Annotated in this window: 14 protein-coding genes and 1 tRNA gene; 9 read left to right on the top strand and 6 right to left on the bottom strand. The window is 57.8% G+C overall.

The genetic code is table 11. From position 1 onward, the window contains the following. Nucleotides 1-6: 6 nt before the first annotated feature. Both VRY85_RS13195 and VRY85_RS13190 read right to left on the bottom strand, forming a co-directional pair. Nucleotides 7-978 (bottom strand): Nudix family hydrolase, encoded by a 972-nt coding sequence (locus tag VRY85_RS13195; protein WP_414599064.1) that lies wholly within the window; start codon nucleotides 976-978, stop codon nucleotides 7-9. Beyond that, a complete protein-coding gene (locus tag VRY85_RS13190; RefSeq protein WP_414599063.1) occupies nucleotides 971-1,837 on the bottom strand; it encodes an ATP-binding protein in 867 nt (288 codons plus the stop codon). The genes VRY85_RS13195 and VRY85_RS13190 overlap by 8 nt, the downstream gene beginning before the upstream one ends. 250 nt (nucleotides 1,838-2,087) lie before the next feature. On the opposite strand from VRY85_RS13190, the gene VRY85_RS13185 reads away from it, so the two are divergent. The 5 genes from VRY85_RS13185 to wrbA all read left to right on the top strand — a co-directional run bounded on the left by VRY85_RS13185 (nucleotide 2,088) and on the right by wrbA (nucleotide 5,893). Continuing rightward, the gene (locus tag VRY85_RS13185; RefSeq protein WP_414599062.1) at nucleotides 2,088-3,053 is read left to right on the top strand and encodes a polyprenyl synthetase family protein; all 966 of its coding nucleotides are present in this window, start codon (nucleotides 2,088-2,090) and stop codon (nucleotides 3,051-3,053) included. Nucleotides 3,054-3,074: 21 nt separating this feature from the next. Continuing rightward, a tRNA-Pro gene (locus tag VRY85_RS13180) sits at nucleotides 3,075-3,151 on the top strand. 311 nt (nucleotides 3,152-3,462) lie between these two features. Then, a complete protein-coding gene (locus VRY85_RS13175; protein WP_414599061.1) occupies nucleotides 3,463-3,762 on the top strand; it encodes a helix-turn-helix domain-containing protein in 300 nt (99 codons plus the stop codon). Nucleotides 3,763-4,045: 283 nt separating this feature from the next. Continuing rightward, nucleotides 4,046-5,020, top strand: a complete 975-nt coding sequence (locus VRY85_RS13170; protein ID WP_414599060.1) for a Bug family tripartite tricarboxylate transporter substrate binding protein — start codon at nucleotides 4,046-4,048, stop codon at nucleotides 5,018-5,020. A gap of 273 nt (nucleotides 5,021-5,293) precedes the next feature. Beyond that, a complete protein-coding gene (gene wrbA, locus VRY85_RS13165; RefSeq protein ID WP_414599059.1) occupies nucleotides 5,294-5,893 on the top strand; it encodes an NAD(P)H:quinone oxidoreductase in 600 nt (199 codons plus the stop codon). A gap of 118 nt (nucleotides 5,894-6,011) precedes the next feature. Here wrbA and VRY85_RS13160 read toward each other — a convergent pair whose 3' ends face one another. Beyond that, entirely contained in the window at nucleotides 6,012-6,431 is a 420-nt protein-coding gene (locus VRY85_RS13160; protein ID WP_414599058.1) for a DUF4148 domain-containing protein, read from the bottom strand. Nucleotides 6,432-6,624: 193 nt separating this feature from the next. Between VRY85_RS13160 and VRY85_RS13155 the strand changes: the two genes are divergently transcribed. Beyond that, nucleotides 6,625-7,557 carry a LysR family transcriptional regulator gene (locus VRY85_RS13155; protein WP_414599057.1) on the top strand — a complete coding sequence of 311 codons (933 nt, stop codon included), beginning with the start codon at nucleotides 6,625-6,627 and terminating at the stop codon, nucleotides 7,555-7,557. Here the strand turns inward: VRY85_RS13155 and VRY85_RS13150 are convergent. Next, on the bottom strand, nucleotides 7,554-9,797 hold the full coding sequence (locus tag VRY85_RS13150; RefSeq protein ID WP_414599056.1) for a heavy metal translocating P-type ATPase: 2,244 nt from the start codon (nucleotides 9,795-9,797) through the stop codon (nucleotides 7,554-7,556). The two genes, VRY85_RS13155 and VRY85_RS13150, sit on opposite strands and share 4 nt — an antisense overlap. A 62-nt stretch (nucleotides 9,798-9,859) precedes the next feature. Then, complete coding sequence (gene chrA, locus VRY85_RS13145) at nucleotides 9,860-11,077, bottom strand: chromate efflux transporter (protein WP_414599055.1); 1,218 nt, start codon at nucleotides 11,075-11,077, stop codon at nucleotides 9,860-9,862. A 226-nt stretch (nucleotides 11,078-11,303) separates the two neighbouring features. Between chrA and cls the strand changes: the two genes are divergently transcribed. Next, on the top strand, nucleotides 11,304-12,749 hold the full coding sequence (gene cls / locus VRY85_RS13140; protein ID WP_414599054.1) for a cardiolipin synthase: 1,446 nt from the start codon (nucleotides 11,304-11,306) through the stop codon (nucleotides 12,747-12,749). A 61-nt stretch (nucleotides 12,750-12,810) separates the two neighbouring features. On the opposite strand, the gene VRY85_RS13135 is transcribed toward cls, so the two are convergent. Then, on the bottom strand, nucleotides 12,811-13,791 hold the full coding sequence (locus VRY85_RS13135; protein WP_414599053.1) for a Bug family tripartite tricarboxylate transporter substrate binding protein: 981 nt from the start codon (nucleotides 13,789-13,791) through the stop codon (nucleotides 12,811-12,813). A 285-nt stretch (nucleotides 13,792-14,076) separates the two neighbouring features. Between VRY85_RS13135 and VRY85_RS13130 the strand changes: the two genes are divergently transcribed. Together VRY85_RS13130 and VRY85_RS13125 are read left to right on the top strand one after the other, a co-directional pair. Continuing rightward, a complete protein-coding gene (locus VRY85_RS13130; RefSeq protein WP_414599052.1) occupies nucleotides 14,077-15,228 on the top strand; it encodes an acyl-CoA dehydrogenase family protein in 1,152 nt (383 codons plus the stop codon). A gap of 10 nt (nucleotides 15,229-15,238) precedes the next feature. Next, nucleotides 15,239-16,252 carry an acyl-CoA dehydrogenase family protein gene (locus VRY85_RS13125; protein WP_414599051.1) on the top strand — a complete coding sequence of 338 codons (1,014 nt, stop codon included), beginning with the start codon at nucleotides 15,239-15,241 and terminating at the stop codon, nucleotides 16,250-16,252. Nucleotides 16,253-16,293 lie beyond the last annotated feature (41 nt).

Raw genomic sequence — 16,293 nt, 5'->3', positions numbered from 1 at the left:
TTTCCTTCAGGCGTCGCCCCGCATAAAAGCAATACCGTGCGCGCCGTGCTGCTGCGCGGTGGCCAGCGTGGCGGCGCTTTGCCCGCCAATGGCGTAAACCGGGCAGCTCGCCCCTTGTGCCAGTTCCGTAAAGCGCGCCCAGCCCATCGGCTCTGCGCCGGGGTGTGAATCCGTGGCGAGCACATGGCCCATCACCATGAAGTCCACCTGCATGGCGCTAGCGGCCTGCCGTTCTTCTTCGTTATGCACCGATGCCGCGACCAGCGCGGGTTTGGGAGGCACGGCCCGCTTAAGCAGCACATCGGAACTACGCAGATGCACGCCATCCGCGCGTGTCCACCACGATTCCGGGTGGACGGCGTTCACCAAGCACAGCGCACCCGCCTGGCGGCAACGTTGTAAAACGGCGTCGAACGCTGTTTCCAGTTGCTGCCGTTGCGTGTCGTCCTGGTGGGCGTGTTTTTGCCATTCAGGTTCGCGGAATTGCACCAAGCCGACCCCGTTTTCCAAGGCGTGATCCAACCGCTGCAGCCAAGCTTCCACCCCATCAGCCGTGCCGATCGAGCTGACAAAGTACCGATTGGGAAAGGTCAGCCAGCGCAGCGGGGGTTCGGTGGCGGGCAGTACCGGCCCGACTTCTAACTGCGAGTGGGGGAAAGTCCAGGCCAAGGCCTGGTTTTCCAAGCCCTGGGGCTCGCCTTCCCAGGCCGTGACCTTCCAGAAAGCCAGCCGTACCGTGGTTTTTGGGTAATCATGCACGTAAGTGACCCAGGGGGCGCATGCCGTCACCCGGATGCCCAACTCTTCGTCGAGCTCGCGCACCAAAGCCTGTTGAACGGATTCCCCGGGTTCGATTTTGCCGCCCGGAAGTTCCCACCAGCCCGGCCATGGCTTGCCTTCAGGACGCTGCCCTAGCAGAACGCGCCCGTCGGGCCGCAGAATCACACCAACGGCGACGTCAATAAAGGGTTTAGGCATGACGAGCCGCCCAGTCGCGAGCGAACTGGCGGGCGACACGGCCTGACCGCGAGCCGCGCTCCAGCGCCCATTGCAAGGCTTCGGTGTGGGAAGCTTCGATGGATTCCGGTGAGCAGCCGTGGGTTTCCAGCCAATAACGCACAATGTTCAGGTAGTCATCCTGCTTGAACGGGTAGAACGACAGCCAGATACCAAAACGCTCCGATAACGAGATTTTTTCTTCCACCGTTTCGCCTGGATGAATCTCGCCATCCGGTTGGTGCTTGGCGCTGAGGTTTTCGCTCATGTATTCCGGCATGAGGTGGCGGCGGTTGGAAGTGGCGTAAATCAATACGTTGTCGCCCGCCGCGCTGATCGAGCCATCCAGCACCGATTTCAGTTCCTTGTAGCTGGCTTCGCCTTCTTCAAAGGAAAGGTCATCGCAGAAAATGATGAAGCGTTCTGGGCGACCGGCAACCAGGTCCACAATATCGCCCAGGTCGGCCAAGTCGGATTTATCCACTTCGATCAGGCGCAGACCCTGTTGCCCGTATTGCGCCAACATGGCCTTTACCAGCGAGCTCTTGCCCGTGCCGCGGGCGCCAGTCATCAGTACGTTGTTGGCGGGCCGGCCTTCCAGGAAATGGCGGGTATTACGGTCGATCACCTTTTTCTGGCGTTCAATGTGATGCAGATCGTCCACACTAATGCGTGCAACGTTTTTCACGGCATCCAGCCAGCCGCGTGTGCCGCGTTTACGCCAACGAAATGCGTGCGCATCCCAGTTAATGGTCGGGGGTGTGGGCGGCAGCCAGGCTTCCAGTTGGGACAACACCCGTTCAGCCCGCTCAATAAGGGTGGTCAAATCATACGCAGTCACAAAAATCTCTCCAACGCCATGGGAAGTGATAGCCACCAGGGGGCGGGGCCACTAAAAGGCTCTCCCGGTGCGACTTCGCGCTTCCTCTAGTCTTTTGCCAAAACCCCCATTATCGCTAATTTTGGCCTGGCGTCCGTGCCCCCGGCTGGAGAGCTGAGAGGTTTGCCGCAATGCAACACGGCACGTCACGTATAATCATTGTCTGCTGAAAAGCCCAACCCACTTACTCGTTACTTCCCTCAGGCCCGCTTTGAATCTTAACGACCTGCTCGCACCCATCGAAGACGACATGAAGGCAATGGATGCCGTCATCCGCAAGCGTCTCGATTCTGAAGTTGTTCTCATCCGAACCATAGGCGATTACATCGTAGGTGCCGGCGGTAAGCGTATGCGTCCCGCCATGCTGCTCATGGTGGCGCGTGCATTGGGCTACGAAGGCACAGTGCACCACCTGCTGGCGGCGGTCGTGGAATTCATCCATACCGCTACCTTGCTGCACGACGATGTCGTGGATGAATCCGACATGCGTCGTGGCCGCGATACCGCCAATGCGGTATTTGGCAACGCAGCCAGCGTGCTGGTGGGCGACTACCTCTATTCGCGTTCGTTCGAAATGATGGTGGAATCGCAATCCATGCCCGCCATGACGGTGTTGTCGGCCGCCACAACAGTCATCGCCGAAGGCGAAGTTCTGCAATTGCTGAACGTGCACGACCCCGACGTATCGCTGGAACGCTATTTACAGGTGGTGCGCTACAAAACGGCTAAATTGTTTGAAGCCGCCGCCCAAGTTGGGGCCATCGTGGCAGGCGCCACGCCCGAACAACAAGAGGCCGCAGCTGCCTATGGCCGCCACATCGGCACAGCCTTTCAGCTGATTGACGACGTGCTGGATTACGAAGGCGACGAAGACGCGTTGGGTAAGAACGTAGGCGACGACCTGCGTGAAGGCAAACCCACCCTGCCGCTGATCCGCGTCATGGAAGTTGGCACCCCGGCTCAGCGCTTCCTGGTGCAAGACGCCATTTTGCATGGCGACGGCGATTTCGCCGCTGTAGCGCGCGCCGTTCAGGAAACCGACGCCCTGCAATACACCCGCGCTGCAGCTGTGGCCGAAGCCGACCTGGCCCGCGAAGCACTCGCTGCCTGGCCTGTTTCCACCTACAGTAATTCTTTGCTAGAATTATGCTCTTTCTCGGTCGGCAGAGACCGATAAAAAGCACTAAAAAATAAGAATCGGGGCGTAGCTCAGCCTGGTAGAGTACTACGTTCGGGACGTAGGAGTCGGAGGTTCGAATCCTCTCGCCCCGACCAACTTATTAAACTTAAGCCCTTGTTATGCAAGGGCTTTTGTTTTTTGCGGAGCATTGGGGCACAAAAAATCGCCTTAGGCTCTAATTGCGCCCGAGGCATCTAGATTTTTTTCGGGTATGTGCCAAAACATACATATAAACTCTGTGTTTCTTATGAAACTCCCATAAGCAGTGTTTCTGGTATTCCGAAATAAATGATTGGGATGGCTCATAAACCGCTAAATTTCTGATATCCCGAAATATTGATTGAATTCCTATTCAAATCGCGCTAATTTCGGAATATCAGAAATTTTTACGGCTTAACACTTAAGAATGAACGAGCACCCCTCTCCCGCTCCTTCTGTATCTGCCCTACAACCTATCAAGGCCCTGGCCGATATCGGCGCTCAGATCCGAGCCATGCGCAAGCATAAAGGCTTGCGTATTGATGATGCGGCAAGTTTATGTGGTGTATCGGTTGATTTATTGTCCAGGCTGGAAAATGGCAAAGGTAGTGTAGGCACGGATAAAGTCTTGATGGTTCTGGCTGGTTTGGGCCTGGAACTCTTAGTGGCGCCCAAAGGGCACATCGGTTTACGCGAGTTGCTCCAACGGGAAAAGACGCATGGATGAACACCTGGTTGCGCGCTATGTCCTCCTATCTGATCAAGGCGTGGCTGTGTAGTTCCGGCGGTTATGCAGTGAAAAGAGTGCGTTCTCGCCGCACACACCCACCCATTTGGCAAGCATGGAACCGGCGATTACAAGCGATATCTATATCGTATCAACAAGAAGAAAAATAATATTGGCAAACTGGATATGCCGCCTTTACCCTGATTCATCAGGTGTAACGCCTGACTCTCTATAAGGTTGCTGCACGGTAGTTTCGATTCCTAAAATAAAACAGGAGACAGTGATGCAACGTCGTTTTTTCTTACGCAGTGCCGCGGCGTTAATAATGGCCGCATGCTGCAGTTCCGGGGCGTTTGCGCAGAGCACGCATTCTTCTATTCGATTTGTGGTGCCTTACCCGGCGGGGGGCGCGGCAGACCAGATCAGCCGGCTGGTGGCGAACGAAACCTCTAACGTGCTGGGCGTTCCCATCGTGATAGAGAACAAAGGCGGGGCGGCGGGGATGATTGCTGCCGAAACAGTGCTGCAGGCGGCGCCGGATGGGGCGACTTTTTACGTAGGGTCGAATGCACCTATCGTAATTAACCAAGCCATTTACAAAACAATGTCGTATGACCCGGCCAAGGACTTTGTTCCCGTGGCGGGTATGGGCAAAGCGCCTTTGCTGTTGGTCACTCGTCAGGATCTGGGCGTCAGCGACTTGAAGTCTTTGATCGAGCTGGGTAAATCGTCCGAAAAAGGGCTGAACATGGGTTCTGCCAGCAGCGGCAATATTACCCACTTGGCGGGCGAGTATGCGGTGAACAAAATGGGGTTTAAGGTCACACACGTACCTTTTAAAGGCAGCGCCCCGGCAATCGTCAGTTTGATGGGTGGGCAGATTGACATTATGTTTGACGCCTTGCCCTCGTGTATTGCTCAAGCCGCCTCTGGGCGCATCGTGCCTCTGGCTATCTTAGACACGCAACGATTTCCCCAGCTAGCGGACGTTCCCACCGCCGAAGAGCTTGGCTATCCAGGGCTGGAAGCCGCTGCGTGGTTTGGCGTGATGGCGCGCACCGGGACGCCAGACGCCGACATCCAAGCGATGAATGCCGCAGTGAACAAAGCTCTGGAAAACCCGGAGCTCATCGAACGCTTGCGCGGAATTGGCGCCCAGCCCATGCCCGGCGACCAGAAAGAATTCGCACGCTTCATCGACGCAGAGCGTGAACGCTGGGTTCCCCTCGCCAAATCTCTTGGTGTCCAAGCCGACTAAGCAACGCGAGCGAGCGGGGGTCAGGCCTTTTTGAAAATCGGGGTCTGACCCTTTTTCCAAAAATTGAAATTGGGGACAGACCCCAATTTCGTTGAGCGCGGTGGTGATGCGGGACGCGTTCGCGGCTGTGCGGACGTTCTGTCTTACACGCAATTCGTATCGCATTCCATCTTGAATGTAGGAACAATGTGGATCATGATGTATGAGCAGCCTGTCGCATTTCTTCAATGCGGCAGCCCTGTTGCTCAACCCTCAATCACTAGAGAGGTCGTCATGGCAAAGGTATTGGTGCTGTATTGCTCCGCCTACGGGCATATAGAAACCATGGCCTACGCTGTGGCCGAAGGCGTTCGAGAGGCCGGAGCGGAAGGGGTGGTCAAGCGGGTTCCCGAACTGGTACCCGAAGAAGTCGCTAAAAAATCCGGCTACAAGATGGATCAGTCTGCGCCGATTGCGACAGTGCAGGAACTGCCTGAGTACGATGCCATTATTTTTGGTACAGGCACACGTTATGGAAACATGACCGCGCAGATGAAGAACTTCATCGATCAAACCGGGGGCTTATGGGCCAGCGGCGCCCTGGTCGGGAAGGTGGGGTCGGTGTTTACTTCCAGCGCAACGCAGCATGGTGGTCAGGAATCCACCATTCTCACTTTTCATCCTGTTTTGCTGCATTTGGGCTTTGTGGTGGTGGGCCTGCCTTATGCCTTTCAGGGCCAGATGGGAGTGGCTGAAGTTATGGGGAACTCACCCTATGGCGCTTCCACCATTGCGGATGGCGACGGTTCGCGCCAGCCGAGTCAGGTCGAACTGGAAGGGGCGCGCTACCAGGGCAAACACGTTGCGCAGATCGCTATCAAGTTGAAAGGCTAGGCATGGGCTTGAAACAGTGCGAAAGCACGGTTTCAAGCTTGATGCATCTTAGCGGTATGCACGCTGCGAGGTGAACGGGCTTAGGTCTGGAAGGGTGTGCCCAGCGTTGCACAGATGTTTATGCCGCCACATGGTTGCTGTGTGCGCCGCTGGCAATCGCTTCGGCCAGTTCCGCACGAACCTGTTCACGGGTCTTGGATGCTGCATTGTCCCCAGCGTAGTTGTGGGCGAGAACTTCGTTATAGCGCTGTCCCGCTTCATCGATGAGCATGTCACCGTTGCGAATGGCTTGGGCCAGTTCGGCGCGAACTTCTGTGCGGGATTTTGCTTCAACCTGCTTTGCGGCGTAGTTGTTGGGGAACGCTTCCCTGTACAGTTGGCCGCCTTCGTCGAGAATCATATTGCCAGCTTGAATTGCGTCAGCCAATTCTGACTTGACCTGGGCGCGGGTGATGGGGCCGTTGTCGGCCGCCATGACCTGACTGGCAAACACGGTGCTGAAAACAAGCGCGATAGCAGAGAATTGAGTGCGTGTCATGATGTAAGTCCTTTGGTTTACGGTTTACGGGGGCGCCTCGTATGGGGCTGTCTCCCGGTTGAATTTCGATGAGCAGACTGTCTGTACTGCGTCGATGGTGTAACTTTAGTTGTTTCCATTAAGGGAATAAATGTAGAAAATATTCATGATATGTTTCGAAAATCGGAATAATCTAAATAGCAAGGAGGCTGAGTTGGACCAGTTAGTCGCAATGCGGGTGTTCGAGCGGGTGGCTAGTGAAGGGGGGTTTGCGGCTGCGGCCAGGGCTCTCGATATCTCGCCTCCGGTTGTGACTCGGTTGGTAGCCGAGTTGGAAGCTCATCTGGGTACGCGGTTACTCCAACGCACGACCCGGCGTGTGGCTTTGACGGATGCCGGCGCGGCTTATCTCTGGCGTGTGCGGCAGATCCTGCAAGACGTCGACGAGGCTGATGCGCTCGCCGGTGCGAACACCAGCGAACTGTCCGGGCGCTTAAGTCTGCATACCCTGCCAGTGCTTGCCAGCTATGTGGTTTCGCCCATGCTGGCGAATTTTCGCCAGCATTACCCGGATATTTCTGTGGAGATTGATGTGGGCGCATACAGGGATCCGCCCATAGAAGACTTCGACATCACATTGATGGGTACCGATGCGAGCTTTAATGCGGATATCGTCGCCCGCAAGGTTATTGAATCTGAGGTGATTCTCGTGGCGTCACCCGCCTACGTTAAGCGTAATGGCGCACCCCAGACCCCTGCCGATCTCACGCGCCATCATTGCTTGCAACTGAGGGCCAGCGACGGGTCCCTGCGTGCATGGAACCTGTCGTCTATCGAAGCGCCCGAACAGCGGGTTGCTGCGGATGTGACGCCCGGCATTGTGGCCAACCACACCGATACCTTATTGCGTGCCGTGTTGGACGGTGCCGGTATCACGTCGGTGGCTGTAGATATTGTGGCTCCGTACCTAAGCAGTGGAGAGCTGGTTCGTGTGCTTAACCCATGGATCACCGGGCGTTTGGCGATGTACGCCGCGCTGCCCAGCCGCAAATTCATACCGCAGCGCTCGCGTGTGTTCCTGGATTATCTTGTTGAACACACACGGAAGCAGTACGACGACGCCATGAGGGCTTGTGAGGTGTGTTAGTGCTGCGCCGCAATATCTGTTTGGGCCTGATCCAGCAAGGCTGGTCGGGCGCCCTTAAAGCGCAGCAAGCGTAGGGCGTTTAGAGTGACTAGGGCCGTGGCGCCTGTGTCGGCCAGTACGGCGATCCATAAGCCTGTTATGCCAAGAATGGTGGTCACGAGGAATACGCCTTTTAAGCCCAATGCAAAGGCTACATTCTGGTGGATGTTGGCCAGGGTGGCGCGCGACAATGCCACCATGTGGGCAATATCGGTAACGCGGCTTTTCATTAAGGCGGCGTCGGCGGTGTCCATGGCGACATCGGTGCCGCCGCCCATAGCGATGCCGACATCTGCGCTGGCCAGTGCAGGCGCATCATTGATGCCGTCGCCAACCATGGCGACTCGCTGGCGGCGCTTCATGTCATCGATCAAGCGAAGTTTGTCTTGGGGCAGGAGTTCCGCCTCGTACGCGATGCCGAGTTTGCCTGCAATCGCCTGAGCCGTTAGGCGGTTGTCGCCAGTGAGCATAAGGGCGCGCACGCCCATGGCATTCAGCGCCGCGACGCCCTGGCGGGCATCCTGCCTGGGCTCGTCGCGCAGGGCGATCAGCCCCAGCGCTTGGCGGTTCTGGTTATCTATCAGCACAGACACGGTTTTCCCTTCAGCCTGCAAGGCCGCAATGCGGTGAGTTTGCTCGGCGGCAAGTGGGGCGGCCTGTGCGGCGTAGATGGGTGACGCCACGCTCAGCTGGCGCCCTGCAATCTCTGCATGGACGGCTTGGCCCGCCGTTGCGGAGGCATTTGAAGCGGCAGGGATAGTAAGGCCGGCTTCCGTGGCGCGTTTCAAAATGGCAAGGGCCAGCGGGTGGCTGGAGCCGGACTCTATAGCGGCGCACCGGGCTAGCAGATCGTTCTCGTTGCCGCCATCAAACGCCACAACGTCTGTCACTGCGGGCGCGCCTTCTGTCAGGGTGCCGGTCTTGTCGAAAGCGATGACGCCCACTTTGCCCATGGTTTCAAGCGCCGCGCCGCCTTTAATCAGGAGGCCGCGTCGTGTGCCTGCTGCCAGGCCGGATGCGATGGCCGCCGGGGTGGATAACACCAGTGCGCAAGGGCAGGCGATCAGCAATAGCGCCAGCCCCCGATACAGCCAGGTCTGCCAGTCCGCCCCCCAGGCCAGGGGTGGCACCAGCATAATCAGAGCGGCAATCGCCATCACGGTTGGCGTGTAATAGCGGCTGAATTGTTCAATAAAACGCGCCGTGGGGGCTTTGGTGGCCTGTGCTTCTTCAACCAGATGGATAATGCGCGAAAGAGTGTTGTCAACGGATGTTTTTTCCACCCGGATGTGCAACACGCCATCGAGGTTGACCGAGCCTGCAAAGACCGGGTCATTGACCGCCTTAGCGCGGGGTATAGATTCACCAGTGATGGGGGATTCATCCAGGCTGGAAGCGCCCTCCACGATGATGCCATCAGCGGCGACCCGGTCGCCCGGCCTGACCAGCACCCGGTCATTGACTTGCAATGTTGCAGCGAGGACAGCACGCTGCCCGCCGGCAGGGTCCAGCAGAATGGCGGTTTTGGGTATCAGCGAGGCCAGTGCCTTAATACCTGAGCGCGCCCGGCCCGCGGCCACGCTTTCCAGCAGCTCACCGACTGCAAACAGGAAGACAACCGCTGCCGCTTCTTCGGCTTCGCCAATGACGAGTGCGCCAAGTGCGGCCACCGATACCAGGGTTTCGATGGAAAAGGGCGTGCCTGACTTGGCCAGCGCCCAGGCCTGCCGCACAAAAGGAATGACGCCTGTCAGGACTGCGATGGAAAAGGCCCAAGCTTTGTAGGCGGGGAATAGGAGGGCCACGACGTAAGCTCCGGCCATGAGCGCGCCCAGTGTCAGGACGAGCTTGCCTTTTTTGGTGTGCCACCACCGGGTAGTAGTTGGGGGCGGTGGAGAAAGCGCGGCTTCCGCCGTGGGGGCTGCTGGGCTATCAGCCGCTACGCTAAAGCCCAGGCTGTTTACGATTTGCACAATGTCGCTGGGCTGCGTGGCCGATGTGTCGTCTAGTGTCAGCGTCAGCATTTCGCTGGCAAAATTCACATGAATGTCGGACACCCCTGGTATGCGAGACAGGGCAGTTTCTATTTTGGATATACAACTGCTGCAGTCCATGCCTTCAACATGCAAGGACAGGTGAGTTTCTGTTCCCGTGGAGCGGGGTAAAGCGTAGTCCATGGCATCGGCTCCATGTGGTCGCATAAGGGTTCTCCTGTAATGGAGTCATTAGAAACCCTGTAGCGACTTCAGAGTCAAGCGTGAAATCAGCCAATCAACCAGGCCGAGGCCGATGTTAGTGCGACTACGAATACGGGGGGCATACGGCCGTAAACCAGTAAAGCAAATGCGGCCAACGCCAAGCCGAAATCGGTTTTATCGTGAATGGCACTGGTCCAGACAGGGTCGTACAAGGCGGAAAGCAGTATGCCCACTACGCCTGCGTTCACACCGGCTAAGGCTGCCTGCATGCCTGCGCGGTGGCGCAATGCTTCCCAGAAAGGCAGCGCGGCAATCAGTACCAGCACGGCCGGTAGAAAGATGGCTCCTAGAAGCGTCAAACCACCAGCCCAACCTCCCAGAGGGCCGTCAGCGATCGTGCCCAGATAGGCGGCAAAGGTGAACAAAGGGCCGGGCACGGCCTGAGCTGCGCCGTAACCGGCAACAAAGTCAGCGTTGCTGACAAACCCGTCAGGCACAACCGTGGCCTGTAGCAAAGGCAGGACGACATGGCCGCCGCCAAACACCAAAGCACCCGCACGGTAGACGCCATCGAGCAGGGTCAGCACAGGGGAACTTGCGCTTGCCACCCACAGTGGCAGGCCGATCAGAAGTAAAGAAAATAATGTCAGGGCTGCTATGCCCTGTCTTCGTGATACCGGGTACGCGTGCGCCGCATAGCTGGGCGCCGATATATGTCGCAGGCTTACGGCGCCCCATAACCCAGCCAGGGCAATTGCTGAGATTTGACCCAACGCAGAAGGCAGAGTCAGTGTGATCAGCGCTGCAAGAATCGCTACGGTGGCGCGTGGCCGGTCGGGGCACAGGTTTTTTGCCATGCCCCATACCGCTTGGGCAACTATGGCGACAGCCACGATTTTCAGCCCGTGTACCCAGCCCGACTGGGCCAGATCTTGGTGATGAGCGATGCCGTAGGCAAAGAGAATGAGGGCGAGCGCCGAAGGTAGGGTGAAGCCTGCCCAGGCGGCCAATAAGCCCGCCCATCCCGCCCGGCCCAGCCCCAGCGCCATGCCGACCTGACTGCTGGCCGGCCCAGGCAGAAACTGGCACAAAGCGACCAGGTCGGAGTAGGCGTTGTCGTCCAGCCAACGGCGGCGCTCAACAAATTCCGTACGGAAGTAACCCAGGTGAGCAATGGGCCCGCCGAAAGAAGTCAGCCCCAGCTTGAGAAAAGCGCCTAAGACCTCGCTTGGCGAGCCCTGGTGGCGCGTTTGGCCGGGTTCCGTTTCCGTCAGGGGTGTCATTGCTGTTCTGTGATCGTTTATCCAAGGGGATAATACCCCGGCTGTTCATGGGGGCGGCGATTCGCACCCTATGAAAAATCACAGCAGCGCCTATGAATACATCTTCGGGCGGTATGCTTGCGCAAGCTAGGGTTATGGTGGGGGGCTCGCCCTGGGTTCCACCCCAAGCCGAAGTGCGGGCTTGGCGTTAGATTTAATCAGAGGCGCTTAAGGAAGGGGGCTAGTAATGTGGTTGGTTGTCCATCTGCTCATCATCACCGGGCTATCCGTCCGCGTACTGTTGCGACCGCAGCGTGACCCGGCCTCGCGTATCGCGTGGATTCTTTTCATTATGGCTTTGCCCTATGTGGGCGCAGTGGCCTATCTGCTGCTAGGTGAAGTCCGGCCGGCCAGTGCTTCGATGCGTCAGCCACTGCCCGGCAGCAGCGCACTTGCCACGCCTAAGCTTGAGCCTGTGTGCAAGCCTGTTTCTTCTGGGCCAGGGCAAGCCTCTACTTCCGACATCAGCCAGCATGCCTCGGCGGGTTTCGCCATCGGCAGTTCGATCAGCGGCTTTGCGCCGGTTGAAGGCAATGTGGGGCGTTTGCTGGATGATTCGAACGCGACGATAGACGCGCTGGTGGCGGATATTGATGCGGCCACAGAACATGTGCATCTGCTTTTCTATATCTGGCTGACTGACAGAAACGGTGGCAAAGTGGCCAAGGCGGTGACACGGGCCGCCGAAAGAGGAGTCACATGCCGGGTGATTGTTGATGACCTCGGTTCACGTAGTTTTATCCGCAGCGAATACTGGGCGACGATGGCGCGTGCCGGGGTCAAGCTGGCGCGGGCGCAGCCCATAGGGAATATTTTTGTGCGTATCCTGAAGGGGCGGGTCGATGTGCGTAACCATCGCAAGATTGTGGTGATTGATAACCGCATTACCTATTGCGGCAGCCAGAATTGCGCAGACCCAGAGTTCGCCATTAAGGCCAAATATGCGCCCTGGGTGGATGCTGTTGTCCGGTTTGAAGGGCCTGTGGCCAGGCAGAACCAGCAGGTTTTTCTGTCCGACTGGTGGGGCTGCACGCGGGAAGATTGCAGTGAACTTGTCGCGCAAGCCGTGCCGCCATCGCCGCATGGGTTTGCGGCCCAGGTAATCGCCACAGGGCCGGAGAACCACTACGCCGCCATGCCGGAGCTTTTTGCGACGCTGATGTTCAGCGCCCGGCATGAACTGGTGATCTCTACGCCTTATTACGTACCCAACGCTTTTATGCAGGCTGCGCTGTGCGCCGCCGCTAGACGAGGAGTGCTCACCACCATCGTGCTGCCGGCCAGAAACGACAGTTGGTTCGTGGGCGCCGCCAGTCGTAGCTACTATGCGGAATTACTCGAGGCGGGCGTGCGCATTTACGAGTACAAGGGGGGCTTGTTGCATGCCAAGACTCTGACAGTAGACGGAGAAACGACGCTGGTGGGGTCAGCGAACATGGACAGACGCAGCTTCGACCTGAACTTTGAAAACAATATTCTGTTTGTTGACGCCGACTTGACGCAGGCGGTTCGCGGCAGGCAAACGCAATACATTGCGCAGTCCATGCGAGTCAGCGAGGCTGATCTTGCTTCTTGGAGCTTGGCGCAGCGGCTTCGCAACAGCGTCATGGCCATACTCAGCCCTGTGCTGTGAGAGCCGCCCGGGGCACGCTGCAGGCGGCAAATTGAGGGCTGTTCGTGAACGGCCTGTGCAATTAATCCAGCTTCACGCCAGCTGCGCGAATCACTTCTCCCCAGCGGCTAATCTCGTCAGAGATATATTGCCGGTAGTCAGCGGGGGTGGAACCAAGGATTTGCGCCCCTTGTTGGCTCAGTTGTTCGCGAACCAAGTCTGACTTCAGCGCCGTTCTGATTTCCTCGTTCAGGCGATTGATGACAGCGTCTGGCGTGTCTGTGGGGGCGACTACGCCTTGCCAAGCGCCGCTTTCATAGCCGGGCATGACGCTCTCCGCCAAGGTGGGGACGTCGGGCAATAGTTCGCTGCGCTGGGCGCTGGTAATGGCCAACGCCTTAACGCGGCCTTGGCGCACGAAAGGCAGTGAATCGTTCAACGTGTTGGCCATGAATTGAACTTGCCCGCTTACCAGGTCGGTCATGCCGGGAGCACTGCCTCGATACGGAATATGTACCGCTTCAATGCCGGTGGATTGTGTGAATAAAAAAGCGGTCAAATGGGTGACGTTGCCGTTGCCCGCTGACGCATAGGACAGGGCCCTGGGGTTTTTCCGGGCGTATTCGATGAATTCCTGGACAGTGTCGGCGGGTACAGAAGGGTGTGTCAGCAAGACCATGGGCACGACGGCAGTCGAGGAAATCGGGGCAAAGTCTTTCTCGGGGTCGAAAGGTAATTTGCTGTACAGGTTGGGGCTTAAAGAAATAGACGAGGTGTTGTACAGAATCGTGTAGCCGTCGGGCTTGGCATTCGCGACGGCCTGCATGCCAATGGTGCCGTTGGCGCCCCCTTTGTTTTCCACCACCACGGGCTGCCCCAGCTGATCGTTCAGCTGCTTTGACAATACCCGCGCCACAAGGTCGGTCGGCCCGCCTGGCGGGAAAGGGACCACCATGGTGATTGCCCGATCCGGGTAACTATCGGCCTGCGCTTGCGCGGCTAGCGGCAGTAGGGCTGCGGCTGCGATTACCGCGTATGCGAGCTGAGTGAATTTGGGCTGCATGGTGGTTTTGTCCCCTTGAATTATGTTTTCGCTGCCTAGACATCATACGCCCAATGGGTGCTCCAAACTTGGAGGGCGATGGCAGCCGCCAACGGGGCGACTGCAACAACGCGGTGTTGTCGCTCCTGCCTCTGTCTACCCCATCTCCGGCGGGCAGATAGGGCGGTAGTTACGTGGTAGCAATTGATATTTTTTAAATATCACAATGGCAAATAATAATATTAGACGCCCATGGGCTTTCCATGGATAGTGTGTATTCATGTTTTTAGATGGATGCACGCAAAAATGATAGACACTCTGGATTTCACTGCGATTCCCGAGGAAGACGAGGCCCTTCGAGGGCCCGTGCGCAGCTTTCTTGAAGAAACCGTCATGGACTTGCCGGCTGATAGGCGCGCCCGGTCTTGGATGGGGTTTGATGCTGACTTCAGCAAGGCGCTGGCGCAACGTGGTTGGCTGGGGCTGACCTTGCCGCGCGAATATGGCGGCGCCGAACTCGGCCCTTTTGCCCGGTTTGTGATTTCCGAGGAATTGCTGGCATCGGGCGCGCCGGTATCGGCGCACTGGATTGCCGACCGCCAGAGTGGTCCGCTCATTCTGAAGTACGGCACTGAAGAACAAAAGCATTTTTATTTGCCGCGGATCAGCCGCGCTGAAGCCTTCTTTTGTATTGGCATGAGCGAGCCCGGTTCGGGCTCAGACCTGGCCAGCATACGTAGCCGTGCCACCCGCACGGATAACGGCTGGCTGCTGAACGGCAGCAAGATCTGGACAACCAACGCTCAGCACTCGCATTACATGATTGCCTTAGTGCGTACTTCGGGCGAGCCGCAGGACCGCTATAAGGGCCTGTCGCAGATCATTGTTGATCTCAGCCTTCCGGGCGTGACCATCCGTCCGATTGAAGATATGTCTGGCGATGCGCATTTCTCCGAAGTCTTTTTCGACAATGTGGAATGCCCGGCAGAAGCCTTGATCGGCGAAGAAGGCAATGGCTGGGCTCAAGTGAATGCAGAGTTGGCATTTGAGCGCAGCGGCCCGGAACGCCTGTATTCCAGCATGGTTCTGGTGGAAAGTTGGCTCAGGCATTGTAGAGATAATGTATCGAATGAAAGTGTGCGCCAAGAAACCATGGGGCATGTGGTTTCCTGGCTGGCGGTCCTGCGTTCTCTATCCGTCGCCCTGACGGCCAAACTGGTGCGTGGCGAAAGCCCCGCCATTGAGGCGTCGCTGGTGAAGGATATGGGCACCGAAATTGAGCAGGCGATTCCGCGCTGGATTGGCGATGTCCTTGGTGCTGAACCTCAGTTGGCTGCTTCTGCCGAACTGCGTCGCACGGTGTCGTATCTGGAGCAATTGGCGCCGTCGTTTTCTTTGCGTGGCGGCACACGTGAAATCATGCGAGGCATTATCGCCCGCGGCCTCAAACTGCGCTAGGAGTTGTTGTATGGATATGCTTACGGAAGCAATAGAGCGCCTGTTCCGCGAACGGTGCACGCCCGAACTGATTCGGAATATTGAAGTAGGGGGTGATGCCGCACCATTGTGGGCGGAAATCGTAGAAAGCGGTTTTCTGGATATTCTTCTGCCTGAAGATGAAGGCGGTGCAGGGGTGTCCCTGGATGAAGCGTTTCCTGCCTTCATGTTGGCGGGTCAATACGCCGTGCCCCTGCCTTTTGTGCAGACCGTTATGGCGCGCGCCTGGCTGCATGCTCGCGGCGTCCAGGCTCCGGAAGGCGCTATTGCGCTCGCCGGCCCGGAATCCGTGCGTTTGGCTGATGGCGGCTTGAGTGTGAGGTCGGTGGCGTTTGGCAAGACGGCTCAATGGGTGTTAGCCGAGTTTGATGACCTTTGGGTGGTACTGCCCACCGAAGCCGCTCGGGTGGAAGGCGACCAGGCTCGCGGCAGCCAAACGGCCGATTTCAGTTGGCCTTGTTTGCCGGGAACGGCGCTTATCGTCAGCATGGGCGAGGGCGATGTGTGCCCGCCCGCGCAACTGGCTGCTGCATCACTAACCCCCTTGCTGGCGGGCGCGGCTCATCAGGCGCTGGACATGGCACTGTCCCATGTGGCTGAACGCCAGCAGTTCGGCAGGGCGATTGCGCAATTCCAGGCTGTGCAGAATCAGATCAGCGTCATGGCAGAAAGGGTGTGGGCCATGCGCATGGCAGCGCGTATGGCTTTGCAGGCATCCGGCCCCATGCCATCGTTCGGCATGACCGCCATCGGCAAAACACGTTGCAGTGAAGCAGCGGCTTTAGTGGCGGATATCGCCCATGCTTTGCATGGCGCCATCGGCATTACCGAAGAGTTCGACCTGCAGCTGTACACAAGGCGTTTGCGTGAATGGCGTCGAGCCGCAGGCTCCGAAGCCTGGTGGGCACGCCGCCTGGGTCGTGATGTCATCGAGAACAGCAAGGGCTCGGTGTTGGACTACATATTGTCCTGCGTAAAAGCCTGAGCTCTGACCAAGCGCCTATGTGTGAGCCCCGCCTTTGCGGG

Origin of the sequence: Achromobacter sp. F4_2707 (genome assembly GCF_047501535.1) — a bacterium.
Taxonomy (GTDB): Bacteria; Pseudomonadota; Gammaproteobacteria; order Burkholderiales; family Burkholderiaceae_B; genus Yanghanlia.
This window is presented reverse-complemented; position numbering and strand designations above follow the sequence as displayed.